Genomic DNA, 16,635 nt, shown 5'->3' on the forward strand with positions numbered 1-16,635 from the left:
CATCTGTTTTGTGGCAGAACGGAACCCTCAAAGCCGAGTTTTCATAGAACTTTTTACACTACCGTTTCTTCCTCTATAATATTCTGATGCATTCGGGTAATGCCGATTAATTTAAATTTACCAGTTGCATAAATACTTCATCCGATAATTTTTCATTTGACACCTTTATTTCCATATTTATATGCAGTCTTTTTCTCTCACTTAGCATCCATTTCTTCATAAATCGAACAAAGCTCAAGCAAGTCATCTATGATAAAATCGGCTTTCGTTTCGTCCATGCTCCAACCTTCATCTTTTTTCCAAATCGCAGTCATTCCCGCGCTTTTCGCCGCAGCTATATCGTTTTCAGGATGATCGCCGACAAAAATGCTCTCCTCTGTGGAAACTCCAAGCTGGTCGATAGCCCTTTTGAATATTTCCGGGTTCGGTTTTTTAATCCCTTCTGTTTCGGAAACCAGGATAACGTCAAAATAATGTTTAATTTCCAATGCCTTAATATTTTTTAATTGAAAATCATGATATCCATTGGTAATGACTCCAAGTATCAGCGAGTTTCTTTTTAAATTTTCGAGCATCCTGATTAGATTAGGAAAAGGGACACAATGAACATGAAAATTTGTAAAATAATCATCGTATAAACTTTCCCAATTGCACCCTGGAATGTTGAACTCTTTTACCAGCTTTGAATAAACCATGTCTTTTCCTGTATAACCACGACAATCAAGTTCGACAAAACGGGTTAAGTAAGTATCTACAGGAATATGGTCGAGGTAATTGGAAAAGCGATCATATTGGGAAACTATGAACCTATGTACAGATTGATCGCGATCAAGCAATGTACCATCCAAATCAAATAATACAGCTTTCATCAGCTGCTCCCTTCTTTATATTTTGTGTTTAAAACGCTTTCAGACTCCTTTATTTTACCACATTCCAAATTTTTGGTTATCATACCTAATTAAAAAAACATCACCGTTAACCAGTGATGTATAGTGAAAAAAATTTATCATAATCTGTTCCTAAAATATTTTATCGCTCCAATAATAAACACGAAACCAGTTACCAACCATGTTAAAAGAAAGCCAGTCCTAACTCCCATTCCGGCATCCAAATTACCTCCGATGTAGTCCCCATACACAAGATACATTAACGGAATCGAGCTTAATAGAAACAGCAAGTTGAAGATGGCTTTACCATATGGCTTTCGCTGGCGGGACTGAGCGGATAAAAAACGAAACGCCGCGAATAAAAGCAGAATTGATAAACCGGCCTGAACCATTAGCATGAGAGCGATCATCCTCCTTCTCAAAATATATGAATCTTGTCCAAAAATATTGCTGTAAATTAAAATCTTTTTTTAATACGAAAATTTTACAAATAATTGAAACTTTACAACCTCCTGTCCCTTATAGAAATGATGTCGCATGTTGTCAGAATCATTACGATAACAGCTGAAAATCGGGGACTATACAACAATGGAAGCACTGATCCAGGCTCAACAGGCTGCCATGTATGCAGCGATTGTCGGCGCGTCAGTAGCCATCGATACTGGATCGGCAATCCGAAAAGGTTGCTCCCAGCCGGAGCAACCTTTTGTGGGTGGATGTGTTTAAATTAATCCTTTAAAAAGTGAATCAATTAACCGCCGGATTGCTCCTAAGCAACTTTATAAATTTTCGTTTGCCAACCTGGATGATTGTTTCATCTTGAACCACTACCAGGAAATTATTATCGATAATTTTTTCGCCATTCACTCTAATTCCACCGTTTTGAATCATTTTGCGCGCTTCTCCCTTTGAAGGAAGCAATTTCAGTTTTACAATGGCATCAATGACTGACACAGGCTCAGCAGTATCCCAGACGATCATTGGAATATCATCTGGAATAAGCCCTTTTTGAAATACTTCTTTAAAGTTCTGCTCTGTTTGATTCGCTGCCTCTGTTCCATGAAACATTGAAACAATTGTTCTTGCGAGCAGCATTTTCGCATCTCGGGGATGAACGCGTCTATTTTCGAGATCTGCAACGATTTTTAATTTGTCGTCTATAGGCAGATTGCTAGCAAGATTAAAGTATTTTACCATAAGCTCATCGGGAATCGACATCGTTTTTCCGTACATATCCTGAGGATTTTCGTCTATGCCGATGTAATTGCCTTTCGACTTTGACATCTTTTCAACACCATCAAGTCCTTCCAGGAGTGGCAGCAGCATGACGACCTGCTTCTCTTTATTGTAGTATTCCTGCAAATGCCTGCCCATCAATACATTAAAATGCTGATCATTGCCGCCAAGCTCGATATCGCTTTCAAGCATCACTGAATCGTAGCCTTGCATCAGCGGATAAAAAAATTCATGAAGCGAAATCGGTTTTCCCGCCGCAAGCCGTATGGAAAAATCGTTTCTCTCTAGCAGTCTTGCAACAGTAATACTCCCAGCAAGGTTGATAACTGCTTCAAGATCGAGCTTCGACAGCCACTTTGAATTATAATGCAATTCAACTTTTTCCATATCGAGTATTTTTCCAAACTGCTCAAAGTAAGTTTTTGCATTATGTTTTACTTCTTCAACAGAAAGCTGTTTTCTGCTCGTTGATTTCCCGGTCGGATCACCGATTTTCCCGGTGAAATCACCAATGATCAACTGGATCGTATGGCCGTTTTCTTGAAACTGCTTAAGCTTGTTCAAGACGACAGTATGGCCTAAATGCACATCTGGTGCAGAGGGATCCAGGCCAAGCTTGACTCTTAATGGCTTATTTGTCAGCAAGGATTTCGACAGCTTGTTTTTTAGCTCTTGTTCAGGAATAATCTCCTGAACCCCAGTTGCATATAACGAAAACTGCCTTTCCAGTTCCACTACTTGCTGTTTAGATAATTTCTCTGCGAAGTTATCCATCTCGATTTTCCTCCTTTTTTAGCATAAAAAAACACGTCCCTATAAAAGGGACGTGGTTTATTGCACGCGGTACCACCCTTGTTGAAGAAAAAATTCTTCCACTCAATCGAATAACGGTTCGTCCGTCCTTTGTTACTCGTTTTCACAAAGAAAGTTCGAGGAGGTAATTCACCTTTATCTATGCTCCGATTTTCACCAGCCATCGGCTCTCTGCTCCATGGAGATAAATGCTACTCGTTCCTGTCATCACTTAGGCATATTGTAAAGTTAGCAATATTTTAACTGAATTGATAGTTGATGGCAAGAACAACCACCCTACTAAGAGCGTTACTACTTACAACGGCAGAAGTGGTACAGATTCCTGTCTTTCAAGCTGCTCCACCATGTTCAACCATTCGGATGGCTTGTTTGGCAAAACGGTATAGTAATTTTTCAGGAAATCGACAACGAGTTGTGCGGGAATCTCATTAACATTTTCATCGCCAGGCATAAAGCATAAGTCAAGGCCGGTAACTGCCTCGCCGTCGTTTTTCCATGAAGGATGCACATACGTGAAATCGAGACGCTTATAGCCTAAATGGGACAGAACTTCACGCCGTACGAACGGATTCATTGCTTTTACTCCGCCAAACTCGTGATCTCCCGCCTTGTATGGGTCGTAAATTTCCGCAAACATTCCAAACAGTTTTTTCCCATTGCTTTTAGCCAGTTCGTTCAAGTCATTCTGGCGATTTTGCGCCAGAAAACGGCCAAGGCTTAAGCCGGGCCGGCCAATGATCGTAAAATCGGTCATCGCGATATTCCAGTCGGGATAGTAACGATATTCGGTCGCACCTGCGACATCATCGCCATGAACCGCGACAAATACACGAATACCTGGATCTTCAAGCGGTTCCTTCCATAGTTCATATTCAAGCACTTCTTCAGGCGGAAAAACTTCCTGCATTAAGTTGTGCATTTTCCGAAATAACGGGTCTTCAATGCTGGTAATTCTCAAGTACTTCATCTACGTAAGCGCTCCTTCAGATTATTTAAACGGATTTTTCCATTCCATTAACGTCCCGTAATTGCACGATTCCTCGTCATCCAAATATTGTTCAACAACGGCAACTGGCACCCTGCCGCACCTGAGCAGGAATGAAATGACCGGATCCTTTATGTCACCCGCAGTAACAGCCTCGATATATTGCTCAGCGCTCATTTCAGCTGATTTTTGCTTAAAGCCCGGCATCCTGCCGCCGCCGAGCAGACGTTCCAGGCCAAGTTCGATGACAACATGGTACATTGCCTGCATCATCAGCTTGCCAAGGCCAAGCTTGCGATATTTAGGGCGTACGCTTATATCGACAATATAAAGAGTGCTGCCCTGCGGGTTATGGCTGCGGATATAGCCATTATCCGTTACCTCTTCCCATGTATGAACAGGATGATCCGGGTCAAAATCAACACATAAGCCCGTCAGAGAGCCGGCCAATTCACCATTTACTTCTACACAAAGCGCCCCCTCGGGAAACAGTGTAATATGGTTATTGAGCTGATCTTTATTCCACCACAGCTCAGCTGGAAACGGCGGCGGAAAACATTCGGATTGGATTTGGATAAGCTCATCAAAATCGTTTTTGTTATAGTTGCGAATTACGACTGGAACAGGCTTCTCCTGATCATACACATAAAACTCGCTTCGGTATCGCAATTCAGTCACCCTTCAAATATTTGATTTTTCCCAATCCGGATATAAATCAACACGGCGGTCCCGCCATGTCGTCACGGAACCTTTTTCGCGAACCTCATAAAGAAGGCTTAAATCAAGGTCAGCAGTCACGATCATATCGTTATTCAATTCACCTTCGGAGAGAAGGCCTTGCGGAGGAAATGGAATGTCATTGGGCGTAATCACTGCTGCCTGGCCGAAGTTTGCGCGCATAAAGTCAACAGTCGGTAAAGCTCCGACTGTGCCGGTCAAAACGACATAGACCTGGTTTTCGATCGCTCTAGCATGGCTTGTATAGCGGACGCGGTGAAAGCCATGGCGGTCATCAGTGCATGACGGACAGAAAATCACATCGGCTCCTTTTGCCTTCGCCATTCTGACGATCTCCGGAAACTCAATGTCATAACATGTCAGAATCGCAATTTTCCCTTTTTCGGTATCGAACACAGCCAGTCCATCGCCAGCAGTCATGTTCCATTCATGTACCTCGGTTGGCGTAATGTGGAGCTTTGCCTGCTCTTCAATTCTTCCATCCGGATAAAAAAGATGTGCGACATTGTACAATTTGCCATCCCTGTTTATGACATGGGTTCCCCCGATAATATGCATACCGGTGTCTTTTGCAAAACCTGTAAAAAGCTCACGGTATTGCTCCGTAAATCCGGGCAGTTCATTGATTGTCAGATTCGCTCCATGATCACTGCCGATTGACAGCAGCTGGGTCGTAAAAAATTCTGGAAACAGCACAAATTCGGAACCGTACTCCTGGGCTGTTTTTATATAATGCTCACATTGCTTCGTGAATTGTTCAAATGATTGGATCGTGTGCAAATGGTACTGCACTGCAGAAACACGAATTTTCATCAAACCACTCCTTACAAAACGTTATCTTTCTTGTTTGATTATCATTGATAATCATGAACATGACAAGAACGTACTTTTTTGTAAGTAGGTTACTTTTGGGGTACTATTGGGGTACTATTGGATCGCTGCTAGTTTCAAAGACTTTGTTGAATATCTTCTATCCGCTTTTTTCCCCATTCATACATCATTTCAATAATTGGCATCAGCGTTTGACCGAGTTCCGTTAACGAATACTCAACTCGAGGAGGAACCTCCGGGTAGGCTGTTCTCAGTACGACACCATCCTCAATCAATTCCTTCAGCTGGCTTGACAGCATTTTTTGCGTAATTTTTGGGAAAAGCTTTTGCAGTTCACTAAAACGGTGTGGACCTGCCTTCCCTAAGTACCAGAGAATCACAATCTTCCATTTCCCGCTGATTACAGACAGCGTTAATTCCTTCTCACAATTAAACTGTCCGTTTTCAATTTTCTCTTTAATTTCTTTTCGCAACGTATCCGCCATTCGCGTACCTCTTCTTTGTATTGGTATTTTCATTATACCCGATCTGATAGAGACGTTTAATTGATAACTTTCGAGATATGACTCTGGCAATTTATTTATAATTTTATTGTTTAACACTAAGGACTGTTTTATAGTTCGCTTTCGAAGCACGGTAGATCAGAAAGAATCCCATACCTGTGACCGCGCAGAGGATGATCCCGACAGACAGAAATAAAAATGGCAAGCTGAACACGGTTGCACAAAAGGTTCCGTACAGTATTCCAATTGGCGTTGCCGCTTTCGACAGCAAAAAACGGACAGAAAATACTTGACCCAATATCTCATCAGGTACGAGGCGCTGATAGATTGTCGTGCTATAAACATTCCAGAATGGCATTACGATTCCGGCCACCATCTCGAACAAGAGCGCCAGCCAAAAAGATTCGGTTAATCCTAGAAATATGTGCGTGCTCCCGCCGACAAACAGTGCACTTATCATAACAAGATACAAATACTTTCCGGGCGCCTTTAGCTTTCCTACCAGGTATGAACCGAGTATATAACCGAGTGGAAAAGACGCGGCAAAAAAACCATATTCAAAAGATGTTCCTCCCAATATGTCCGTAACATATGGAATATACATCGCTTGCGTCGCAAAGACACCAAAGCTTGTTGTGGCAATGAACATTCCGAGAATAAGCAGGATTTTATGTTGTGTATATATATCCAGTCCTGCCTTGAATTGTCCCATCCATGATGCTTTACTTAGCGGGCTTTTGTTCTTCTCTTTTAACAAAGGAAGAAGCATGATCGAAAAAAGATAAAACGACAGCACGATCGCGACAGCGATTATTTGTCCGAAATTGGCGACCAAAAATCCGCCGACAGGTAAAGCAATTAGTCTAATCAACTGGGTAAGCCCGGAAATTTTCGCATTCGCTTTTACCAGCTCGTTTTGATGTACCAGTTTTGGAATAATAGCGTCTGCTGCTGCATCGTATATCACAATTGAAGTTAAAAAAGCCGCGATATACAAAATGATCGGGTCCATCGATGCGAGCAACAAACAGATCAATAACATTATAAATGTAACGATTCGGATGATTTCTGACAGCTTCATTACCAACGTGCGCGACCAGCGGTCAATGTACGGACCAACGATAAATTGGACTGCTATTTGTGCCAATACACTGAGTAAAAACAAGCTCCCCATTGCAGTCTTTGATCCTGTTAAATCATATAAAATCCACGAGATAAGAAACGTCCCAAAAGTACTTGCAAAAGTGGAGGACGCTCTTCCAACCAAGTACGCACGAAATACTGATTGACTGCCTACCATTGCAAATATTCTTTCAGAAGCTCTTCTTTCATATTCAGCGGAAACTGGCTCAAAGCGTAGGTCCCATTATTGTTCACTTTTACAATATGCTCAGAACGCAGCAGAACCAAATGATGGTGTATTGTCGTCTTTCCAAGCTCCAGCAATTCGGTTAACTCTTTTAATGTCCGTTCTTTTTCGTATAAAAGTTTTAAGATTCGCATTCGCTTCTCATCTCCAAGCGCCTTATAAAAGTTTACTAACGCTGCTGGAGGTATATTTTTGTGGGTGCCGTCCGACAAACTCTCGTCGCTGACAGGATAATAGAATACTTTTGTATCTACTAGGTTCGCTTCAATTGTCCATGGACGATAAATATAATGTGGGATCAGTAATACCTTCGCTATATTTGGTTCCGCCTCATAGTCCACCCCTGTCGCCCGTTGTACCAGCTGGGAGCTTGATAGTTTTCCCACCATGCGCAACTTGGCTTCTGCATCCCTTTTTAATATTTTAATATTATCCTCATCCTTGACGGCAACTTCAGTATGCCATTTTTCCATGATGGTGATCAGATGTTCCGTTAATGCAGCGGGATTCTCCTTAAACACAAACTCTATTAAACCCGGGAAAAATGCATGGCCCTGGCAGGCAGCTATCATTTCCCTGACTGCCCTTTCATCCCCTTTTGCGGCGAGCTCGCGGTTTTGTTGTTGTGATAAGTCCAAATATGGAAAAGCGATGTATCTTAACTGCTCATCCGGTAGTTCTTTGATATATTGAAGAAATTCTTTCAATGATTGAAAATCTCTTTCATGGAGCAATTGAAGCAGGATTTTCCACGTATTATTTTTTTAGCAGTGAAGGAGCTCTTGCTGAAGTTTTTCCGAAAGTGATTGCTGAAGACTGTCCCAGTGTTTTTTTGGCCTTTCTAAATGGTCGTGAAGCTTTGGATACGTAGCCGCTGCAATTGCTAATGCAGATTCAAACAATAGTGAGTACTTGCATTCAACTTCAAAACGGGCTGGTTTAAAGGACATGTCAATTAGGTTCATATGTATCGCCTCCTTTCTTCATTCTATTACTTTCGGATTTAATGTTCAATATTTTTAGGATTTTTCATTCTATAAAAACCAAATAACAATCACTTGCCCTTCTTTTTTATTTAAAGTTAGCTTTACATACTCTAAAAACAAAAAACCTCCGATACAGCTGAAGGTTTTCCGTTAAGTCTATTTGTTAGTTCGGTTCGATATATTTTTTTGCCCGTTCACTGTCCCTGTAGCCTTTTGTCGTCGGATCCTGGACAATTCCAAGCATCGAGAGAAGGATAAATATTGCATTAGCGAATGTTAATACCCCCTCGGCAATTTCTTCGGTGAGCTGGAAATCAGTCAGCCCCACTGAATTTAAACCAACTAGCAACATTTGCAGGACGATCAGCAGTTGGGATAAAAATGCTGCAACCCAACGCCAGTTCCTGAATCGGACTCTCCAGTTAATCATTATTAAACCCTCCTTATTAACTCCTTTCTTTAAAATATGCTCGTCTATCGGAAGGGTTGTCTTAAAATGTTCGCTATTTCGATAATCATGCACCCAATGTTTTGTTGGAAAAAGACTATTTAAATGTATTAAAAAACCGTCCGGAACTTGGACGGTTTGTACTTGTTTATTTAAAATTATTTTTCACTGATGATCTCCAAAAAGTGTGATAGCACCCTTGCGGTAAGTCCCCAAATGACCTTGCCTTCATAACGGTAAAAATACTCTTCCAGCTGCCTGGTTTGCCAATTATATTTTTCACCGCCCTGGATCGAATCGAATGGAAAATTTTCTTCCGGCTGAATTTGAAAATTGATTTTATACTTTTCCGGGTTTGTCCTTTTAAAAAAGCTTAAAGGTACGGTGAATATTTCTGCCACTTCAGCGGGGTTTGGCTTGATTGCCTGATAATCTTCAATCACACCAACGTATGGATAAATGATCGTCCCAAAAGCGGACACCATATAATCGAGCGGAAATACATTTGCGATGGTGCTTTCCGAAATCCCGAGCTCTTCTGAAGTTTCCCTGATCGCAGAATGCTGTTCATCCCGATCCTCTTGATCTATTTTGCCGCCAGGAAAACAAATCTCGCCTGGCTGTCTCCTTAATGTATGGGCCCGAACCTCGAATAAGACGCGGAGCTCTCCATCATGATGGATCAAGGGTAACAGAATCGAATATTTTATAAATTGATCACTGCCCAAAATGACAGGAGTCCGGTCTTTCAACATTCCTATTAACCTTTCAAGCTCCATTCTTCCACCTCCGCTAATTTAAGGCCGTCTTCTTTCGATAATAAAAAATATCTCTGTCCCAACACGAAGCACTCCAACGACTGCCTCCTATTGCTTCCTTGCTTTAACTGTTGGTTGAGGTGTGCTTTTTCGGATCATCTGGTTGATTACTTCCGAGATGACGAGGCCAATTGCAATCGCTCCTGAAAACAAGAATGCTTTGGCTGCAAGCTGTAATGCGCTGTTGTAGTCATTTTCAACGAAATTGCGCATCGCGTCGTAAGCAAGCCCGCCAGGCACTAACGGAATGATTCCGGCAACACTAAAAACGATAATTGGTGTTTTATATATTCTTGCAAAAATTTGGCTGATAATCCCGATGACAACTGAAGCGATAACCGTTGCGAGGGCAATATCAAAATAGTCTTCGGAAAGCCATATGTAGACAATCCAGCCTAGCATACCAACAAACCCGCATTGCAGTAATGATCTTCCCGGAATATTAAAAATAATCCCAAAAGCGGCCGATGCAATAAAACTCGTTATCAATTGTACAATCATAAACGTTACCTCTTAGCTTTTTAATAAAATGAAAAAACGACCGCAATCCCGGTACCGATCGCAAAAGCAGTCAGGAAAGCTTCAGCGCCTTTCGACAGGCCGGAAACAAGATGGCCGGCCATTAAATCCCTGACTGCATTTGTTATTAATAGCCCCGGCACCAATGGCATAACCGAACCAATAATGATTTTATCCAATTCCTGCCCTGCTCCTGCGTTCACTAACAACAATGCGGTCGAACCGATCACAAGGCTAGCGAGAAACTCGGCAAAGAATTTTATTTCAACCAGCTTATGTACGTATATTAAAGCGATAAAGCCGAGTCCACCCGTAAGCATAGCTGGAATAAAATCGCTTGCGAAACCGCTGAACATCATTAAAAAACAGCCGCTCGAAATCGAGGCAGCGACAATTTGCAGCCATAAAGGGAAAGCAAGATTGGCTAGATCTATTTTTCTTAATTCGCGAAATGCCTCCTCCAGCGTCAACTCGCCACCGCTGATCCTTCGTGAAATCCCATTCACTAGTGTAACTTTTCTTAAATCCGTCGTCCGATCAGAAATCCTGATCAGCTTAGTCGGTACCGTTCCGTCAACTGAAAAAATAATCACAGTTGGTGTCACATAACTGTGGGATCCATGGACAGAGAAAGAGGTGGCAATGCGTGACATCGTATCTTCGACCCGGTATGTTTCAGCACCGGACTGAAGCATAATTTTACCTGCCAGCAGGCATAACTCAATAATTTCAATCGTTCGTTCCTCGTTATTTTTCATGATTTTCTCCAATATTTTATCAGTGCATGTTTATCATAATTTTTTTTATCGCAAAAATGCTGTTATTGCCAGTATAACGCAATTATATTCAGATTCTACTACATTTCATTCTTTTAGAAAAACAACTTGCAACCACTATCAATTGAATTATTGCTTATTTCGGACTTTTTTCTTCACAAATTAACTAAAAAGGGATAAACTTCTTATAATCATATCGGAAAGGTAGGAATAATGATGACACAAGAAGTTCGGACTATTCCCCGTCCGCTCGTCAGAATAAATCAATCATTTATTGCAGGTAGCGTCCTGTTAACCTGGCTAACCGGAGAAATCTGGATACTTGCCGTCCCGCTTATCGCCGGTTTATTCGGCCTTTTATTTGGTGTAAATCCAATTATGAAAATCGGGAGCGCTTTTTTAAAGAAACCATACTCCCAGTACATCCCTGAAGAGTATGATCAGCAGCAATTCAACCAAATCATCGCCGTTGTTTGTCTAACTGGCGCACTTATCGGTTATGCTGCCGGCTGGAACGTGATCGGTCATATTTTTTCCGCGATGGTCGCACTCGCTTCCATTTTTGCACTGCTTGGCTTTTGTATCGGCTGTTTTATCCGCTACCAATGGATTCAATACCGGCACAGAACCGCAAAATAAACATGAAAACACGGAACCTTCACAGGTCCCGTGTTTTCGTTATATTCTCTTCATTTCATTGGCCACAAATTCAACATCTGTCCCGACGACAACCTGGAGATCTGTTTTCCCCATTTTGATAACCCCTTTTGCACCTGCTCGTTTCAGCTGGGCTTCATCGATCAGGCTCATATCCTTGATTTTCAGGCGCAGGCGGGTGACACAATTGTCAATTTCCACAAGGTTTTCTTTTCCGCCAAGAGCTGAAAGATAACCAGCAGCTACTTCAGAATAGTTGCCTGTGGCAATTCCGCTTTCTTCAAATTCACCTTCGACATCATCTTCCCGTCCCGGTGTTTTCAAATCCAGTTTCTTGATCAACAAGTAAAAAACAACAAAATACAGGAGGGCATACACTAATCCTATACCTGCCAGCACGAGTGGTTTCTGGGCGATACCAAAGTTTAAAATAAAATCAATCGCTCCTGCCGAGAACCCAAAACCATGATGGATATCAAGAAGATAGGCAATTGACAGGGATAGGCCAGTCAATATCGCGTGAATAAAATATAGTGCCGGTGATAAAAACATAAATAAAAATTCAATTGGTTCTGTAATTCCCGTTAAGAAAGAAGTAAATGCAAGGCCAAGCAATACCCCCGTCAGAGCTTTTCTCCTTTCCGGCTTTGCTGCTGCAATTATTGCCAGTGCTGCACCCGGAAGTCCGAACATCATGACCGGGAAAAATCCAGCCATAAAGACCCCTGCTGTCGGATCCTTGGCAAGGAAACGGTATAAGTCGCCTTTTACAATCTCTCCGGCGGCATTGGTAAACTCTCCAAATTCAAACCAAACAAGTGTATTCAGGATGTGATGGAGACCGACAGGAATTAACAGTCGATTTAAGAACCCATAAATTCCAACCCCGGTTGCTCCTGCACCAATAATCCATTCCCCGACACTATTGATTACTTCCTGAATCGGTGGCCAAATAAATCCAAAAATAAACGCAAGGATCAGCATTGCCAGTGACGTGATAATCGGTACAAACCTGCGTCCGCCAAAAAAGCCAAGCCAATCAGGCAGTTTTATATCATGATATTTGTTATAAAGCAGCCCGGCCACAATACCTGATATAATCCCTCCCAATACGCCCATATTGATCGTTTTATCCAATGCTTGGGCACCATTCGTCAATACAAAGTAGCCGACCGCGCCGGCCAACGCTGCCGCACCGTTTCCATCCTTCGAGAATCCAATGGCAACCCCGATTGCAAACAATATCGCCAGATTGGCAAATACGGCATCCCCTGCTGCGGAAATAAACTTAATATCCAATAAGTCCGGCTGTCCTAAACGTAAAAGCAATGCAGCAGCAGGCATGACGGCAATCGGAAGCATCAATGATTTTCCAATGCGCTGTAGAAACCCTAACATTTGTAAACACCCCTTTTTTATTTTTTATGATAATACTCCAAAAAGGCAGCTTTACTTATTTAATAGATATGAATGTACTGTCCGACATATTATTTAGACGGCCTGAAAATTTTTCAACATTGCTTTCATAAAAAGTGGCATAGATTAATAGGCTAATCTTATAGCCTTATTCGATGTTTTTAGCTTTCATATTAGAGTAATCTTAATACAACAAGTACTGCTCGCGAACTTCGATAAATTGTTCCAGTCCTTCTTGCCATTGCTTTTTCATGTCCTGGACTGGCCTTCCTTCTTCAATCCCGTCGCGAATCCAGCCGTTTCCGACCAATTGGTCGAAGAAGGAAATGCCAGCGCTGTTCTCGGCCCGGAATTGAAACTTGCCTGGATATAGGTCGTGAATCGTTTTGACAATATGGAGGCCTGTCTCGACCGGTTTAAATTCCTCCCGATCCGTTACATGGATTTGGATGCCGTGCGAAAGGACTCCAGCATGCTTTGAGAAACTCGGGTTGAAGGATGCCGGCCTGAATGTAACTCCATTAAGCTTTAGAGAATTCAGTTCATGTGCCAAAACCTCTGCATTAATAAACGGGGCACCGATTAATTCAAATGGCTTCGTTGTTCCTCTTCCCTCTGATACATTTGTTCCTTCAATTAAAGCACCACCCGGATAGGCAAGCGTTGTCTCAACAGTCGGCATGTTCGGCGATGGAAGAACAAACGGCAAACCAGTATCATCAAAATACGCCGATCGTTTCCAGCCGTTCATTTCAACAACAGTTAAATCAGCCCCGATACCGTACTCTTCATTGAACAATTTTGCCAGTTCCCCCACTGTCATTCCGTGTCGGAGCGGAATCGGGTAATTGCCAACGAAGGATGCATATTTCGGGTCAAGGACCGGTCCTTCAACCTTTAGTCCGCCGAGCGGGTTAGGACGGTCAAGCACGATAAATGGAATATCGTTTTCTTTTGCGGCTTCCATCGCATAAGCCATCGTATAAATATAAGTGTAGAAGCGGGTTCCTACATCTTGAATATCAAATAGCAGCACATCAACGTTTTCGAGCATTGCCGGTGTTGGCTTTCTCGTTTTTCCGTACAGGCTGTATACAGGCAGCCCTGTTTTTTCATCGGTGTAAAATTCTACATATTCACCTGCCTGGGCGCTGCCGCGGACGCCATGCTCCGGTCCATACAGGGCGGTCAGTTCAACATCGGGATCGCTGTGGAGCAAATCGACAACACTGGTCAGATCGGGATCGACTCCGGTTGGATTCGTAATAAGACCGACTCTTTTTCCTTCAATCAAGTCTTTGTCGTCCTCTAACAGCACTTCAATGCCGATTTCCAGCTTCTTGCTCTTTTTGCTTTTACCATATCGTTTCCCTTTACCATCGTCTGCCAATACTCCTGTCAACGACGACAGGACGAGGATTGCCGTCAAAATCGTTACAAGCCATTTTTTCAACTTCGTCACCCCATTTCGATTTATGAAACGATAGTGAGAGGCAGCAGGAAAAAGATTCACTTATCCCTGCCTCACTACCAGGTAAACTAATACGTTAAACCGTGTCCATACCCGTAAAGGACTCCACCATCTACTCCCGGGATCGTAACAGGAAGCTTTCCTGACGGGCTGAATTCTCCAAAAATAGCGCCTGCTGCTGCTTTGAAGCTGGCCGATCGAAAGCCATACTGGGCTAAATAGGCATCTGTGTTTGGATAGGCCATTACATCATAAGGATTGCGGATTCCGAGACCGATGACAGGGCCCGCTGCTGTTTCAATTACTTGATTGACCATCTTCATTTGTGCACTGCCCGGAGATCTTCCAGACACGTTGCTTGTATGGGTTCCGACAATAACGGCTTTTGCATTTTTCACAAGCTCCAGCTGCTCTGGAGTAAGCTTGTAGGCGGAAGATAAGGCAAGTACTGTTGTATTGTCATGATAGGCTTTTATCGCATTGCCAAGGTCGGTGATGTAGGTGCTTCCAACGACGACAATGTGTTCACCGCTATTTGTGTTCAAAGGTAAAATTTGATCATTTTTCAAAAGTGTAATCGAACGTTCAGTTGCTTCTTTTTCGACCTGTTTATGTTCGGCTGATCCAACAACTTCAAGGGCTTCGGCAACCTTTTCTTCGATCGGGACAGGGATCTCTGCCTTAATGATGCCCCGCTTGACTTTTAACGTTAAGATTCGCTCAACCGATTCTTCAATTCTTTTTTCAGATATTTCCCCGTTTCTTACAGCGCCTAACAGGCCGTTTGCAACCTCTGCCAAGCCGACGGGCATCAAGACGATATCCGTCCCGGCTTTGACAGCACGAATGGCCGCATCAACTGGTCCAAAATGGTCTGCGATCGCTTTCATGTTCATCGCATCGGTTGTGATGACACCTTCATAGTCCATTTCTTCCCTCATCAATTCTGTCAGTACCTTATAAGACAGTGTTGCCGGCAAAGCGATCTGTTCTCCCGTCAATTTAGACGTTACTTTTGTATCGTCAATCTTCGGGAACGTCACATGCGCGGTCATGACAGAGTCGATTCCCGCTTCCATTGCCTTTTGGAATGGATAGAGCTCTACCTCCATAAGGCGGGCTTTATCATGCGGGACCTCCGGCAGTCCGAGATGGGAGTCTACAGCGGTGTCGCCATGGCCAGGAAAGTGCTTGGCTGTTGCTGCAACACCTGCTGCCTGAAGTCCTTTCGTATACGCTACCCCCAATTCGGCAACAAGCTCAGGGTGTTCACCAAACGAGCGAACACCAATTACCGGGTTATCCGGATTGTTATTAATGTCCAAAACCGGTGCAAAATTCATGTTAATTCCAAGAGCTGCTAATTCTTCCCCGATTGCCTTGCCGACTTTCCCGGCAATTTCAGGTGATCCCGTCGCGCCGATTGCCATATTGCCAGGCATATCAGTCCCTGATTGAAGCCTTGTTACAATTCCGCCTTCCTGGTCAATCGTCATCAACAGACCGTATTTCTCAGAAGCTTCCGCATATTGGGAAACAAGTTTCGCGGTTTGTTCGGTTGTGACGACATTTTCCCTGAATAAGATCACACCGCCTAAATGATATTGCTTAACGAGCTGCTCAATTTCAGGAAGCATTTCGGTTACATTTGCGCCCTTCCAGGTTCTGAAATCTGGCATAAGCATTTGCCCGACTTTTTCTTCTAGTGTCATTTTCTTAATTGCACGCGAGATCACGTCATACTTCTTCCCTTTTTGTTTTATGAGTAATGGCTGCCAATCGTCTTTTCCACCTTCCCGAGCGCGTCCGTTTCGATTGGTTTTATAGTCGATGGCAATGCTGTCCACTTGTTTTCCGTCACTGGCAATGATAAAGGTCCGCCCCTTTTTGCCTGTTAATGTGACGAGTCCCTTTTCATCGATGGTCGCGACATGTTTGTTCGAAGATCTCCATTTTAATCCTTCTGACACAGTCATGAAATGACCGTCTTCATACACATGAAGTGCCTCGAGCTGAAAACTGTTGCCAACGATTTCAGCATCTGCTTCCGGTACATTTTCAAAAATAATCAGATCCGTTTCTTGCTCCTTTGCTGCCGCTGATTGCGCAGGAATGCCTACCCATAGCTGTGAAAGCATTAACGTTAAAACGATAAAGGTGATGATTCGATTTTTCCGCGTTT

19 protein-coding genes and 1 other annotated feature are annotated in these 16,635 nt (G+C 42.9%); of the genes, 2 read left to right on the forward strand and 17 right to left on the reverse strand.

Translation table 11 applies throughout. The features are described from left to right. Positions 1-197 precede the first annotated feature (197 nt). Entirely contained in the window at positions 198-869 is a 672-nt protein-coding gene (locus CVD23_RS14250; protein ID WP_374702644.1) for an HAD family hydrolase, read from the reverse strand. Positions 870-1,006: 137 nt separating this feature from the next. Next, a complete protein-coding gene (locus CVD23_RS14255) occupies positions 1,007-1,285 on the reverse strand; it encodes a hypothetical protein (protein ID WP_101578525.1) in 279 nt (92 codons plus the stop codon). 190 nt (positions 1,286-1,475) lie between these two features. On the opposite strand from CVD23_RS14255, the gene CVD23_RS22005 reads away from it, so the two are divergent. Then, the gene (locus CVD23_RS22005) at positions 1,476-1,613 is read left to right on the forward strand and encodes a hypothetical protein (protein WP_180955668.1); all 138 of its coding nucleotides are present in this window, start codon (positions 1,476-1,478) and stop codon (positions 1,611-1,613) included. A 21-nt stretch (positions 1,614-1,634) separates the two neighbouring features. On the opposite strand, the gene tyrS is transcribed toward CVD23_RS22005, so the two are convergent. The 12 genes from tyrS to CVD23_RS14310 all read right to left on the reverse strand — a co-directional run bounded on the left by tyrS (position 1,635) and on the right by CVD23_RS14310 (position 10,891). After that, entirely contained in the window at positions 1,635-2,897 is a 1,263-nt protein-coding gene (tyrS, locus tag CVD23_RS14260) for a tyrosine--tRNA ligase (RefSeq protein WP_101666391.1), read from the reverse strand. Between the two features lie 43 nt (positions 2,898-2,940). Further along, positions 2,941-3,153, reverse strand: a binding site (T-box leader). 78 nt (positions 3,154-3,231) lie between these two features. Then, the gene (locus CVD23_RS14265) at positions 3,232-3,903 is read right to left on the reverse strand and encodes a GNAT family acetyltransferase (RefSeq protein ID WP_101666392.1); all 672 of its coding nucleotides are present in this window, start codon (positions 3,901-3,903) and stop codon (positions 3,232-3,234) included. 21 nt (positions 3,904-3,924) lie between these two features. Continuing rightward, positions 3,925-4,590 (reverse strand): GNAT family N-acetyltransferase, encoded by a 666-nt coding sequence (locus CVD23_RS14270; protein ID WP_101578523.1) that lies wholly within the window; start codon positions 4,588-4,590, stop codon positions 3,925-3,927. Between the two features lie 12 nt (positions 4,591-4,602). Continuing rightward, on the reverse strand, positions 4,603-5,472 hold the full coding sequence (locus CVD23_RS14275; protein ID WP_101666393.1) for a carbon-nitrogen hydrolase family protein: 870 nt from the start codon (positions 5,470-5,472) through the stop codon (positions 4,603-4,605). 134 nt (positions 5,473-5,606) lie between these two features. Continuing rightward, on the reverse strand, positions 5,607-5,975 hold the full coding sequence (locus tag CVD23_RS14280; protein ID WP_101578521.1) for a winged helix-turn-helix transcriptional regulator: 369 nt from the start codon (positions 5,973-5,975) through the stop codon (positions 5,607-5,609). Between the two features lie 103 nt (positions 5,976-6,078). Further along, entirely contained in the window at positions 6,079-7,293 is a 1,215-nt protein-coding gene (locus CVD23_RS14285) for an MFS transporter (protein ID WP_101666394.1), read from the reverse strand. Next, complete coding sequence (locus CVD23_RS14290) at positions 7,287-8,069, reverse strand: winged helix-turn-helix domain-containing protein (RefSeq protein ID WP_101666395.1); 783 nt, start codon at positions 8,067-8,069, stop codon at positions 7,287-7,289. The genes CVD23_RS14285 and CVD23_RS14290 overlap by 7 nt, the downstream gene beginning before the upstream one ends. A 57-nt stretch (positions 8,070-8,126) precedes the next feature. Continuing rightward, a complete protein-coding gene (locus CVD23_RS21670; RefSeq protein WP_142382904.1) occupies positions 8,127-8,327 on the reverse strand; it encodes a hypothetical protein in 201 nt (66 codons plus the stop codon). 184 nt (positions 8,328-8,511) lie between these two features. After that, positions 8,512-8,778, reverse strand: a complete 267-nt coding sequence (locus tag CVD23_RS14295) for a phage holin (protein ID WP_101578519.1) — start codon at positions 8,776-8,778, stop codon at positions 8,512-8,514. Positions 8,779-8,954: 176 nt separating this feature from the next. Then, positions 8,955-9,575: an NUDIX hydrolase gene (locus CVD23_RS14300; protein WP_101666396.1), complete on the reverse strand. Its 621-nt coding sequence runs from the start codon at positions 9,573-9,575 to the stop codon at positions 8,955-8,957. Between the two features lie 87 nt (positions 9,576-9,662). Further along, positions 9,663-10,115 carry a threonine/serine exporter family protein gene (locus CVD23_RS14305; protein ID WP_101666397.1) on the reverse strand — a complete coding sequence of 151 codons (453 nt, stop codon included), beginning with the start codon at positions 10,113-10,115 and terminating at the stop codon, positions 9,663-9,665. Positions 10,116-10,135: 20 nt separating this feature from the next. After that, positions 10,136-10,891 carry a threonine/serine exporter family protein gene (locus CVD23_RS14310; protein ID WP_101666398.1) on the reverse strand — a complete coding sequence of 252 codons (756 nt, stop codon included), beginning with the start codon at positions 10,889-10,891 and terminating at the stop codon, positions 10,136-10,138. Between the two features lie 234 nt (positions 10,892-11,125). Here CVD23_RS14310 and CVD23_RS14315 point away from each other — a divergent pair, with 234 nt between their 5' ends. Beyond that, the gene (locus CVD23_RS14315) at positions 11,126-11,548 is read left to right on the forward strand and encodes a DUF4395 domain-containing protein (RefSeq protein WP_101666399.1); all 423 of its coding nucleotides are present in this window, start codon (positions 11,126-11,128) and stop codon (positions 11,546-11,548) included. 39 nt (positions 11,549-11,587) lie between these two features. On the opposite strand, the gene nagE is transcribed toward CVD23_RS14315, so the two are convergent. The 3 genes from nagE to CVD23_RS14330 all read right to left on the reverse strand — a co-directional run bounded on the left by nagE (position 11,588) and on the right by CVD23_RS14330 (position 16,591). Then, the gene (nagE, locus tag CVD23_RS14320) at positions 11,588-12,964 is read right to left on the reverse strand and encodes an N-acetylglucosamine-specific PTS transporter subunit IIBC (RefSeq protein WP_101666400.1); all 1,377 of its coding nucleotides are present in this window, start codon (positions 12,962-12,964) and stop codon (positions 11,588-11,590) included. 202 nt (positions 12,965-13,166) lie between these two features. Then, the gene (locus CVD23_RS14325; RefSeq protein ID WP_101666401.1) at positions 13,167-14,435 is read right to left on the reverse strand and encodes an exo-beta-N-acetylmuramidase NamZ family protein; all 1,269 of its coding nucleotides are present in this window, start codon (positions 14,433-14,435) and stop codon (positions 13,167-13,169) included. A gap of 86 nt (positions 14,436-14,521) precedes the next feature. Further along, the gene (locus CVD23_RS14330) at positions 14,522-16,591 is read right to left on the reverse strand and encodes a glycoside hydrolase family 3 protein (RefSeq protein ID WP_101666432.1); all 2,070 of its coding nucleotides are present in this window, start codon (positions 16,589-16,591) and stop codon (positions 14,522-14,524) included. Positions 16,592-16,635: the final 44 nt, after the last annotated feature.

Source organism: Bacillus sp. V33-4 (assembly GCF_002860225.1).
GTDB lineage: Bacteria > Bacillota > Bacilli > Bacillales > Cytobacillaceae > Bacillus_BJ > Bacillus_BJ canaveralius.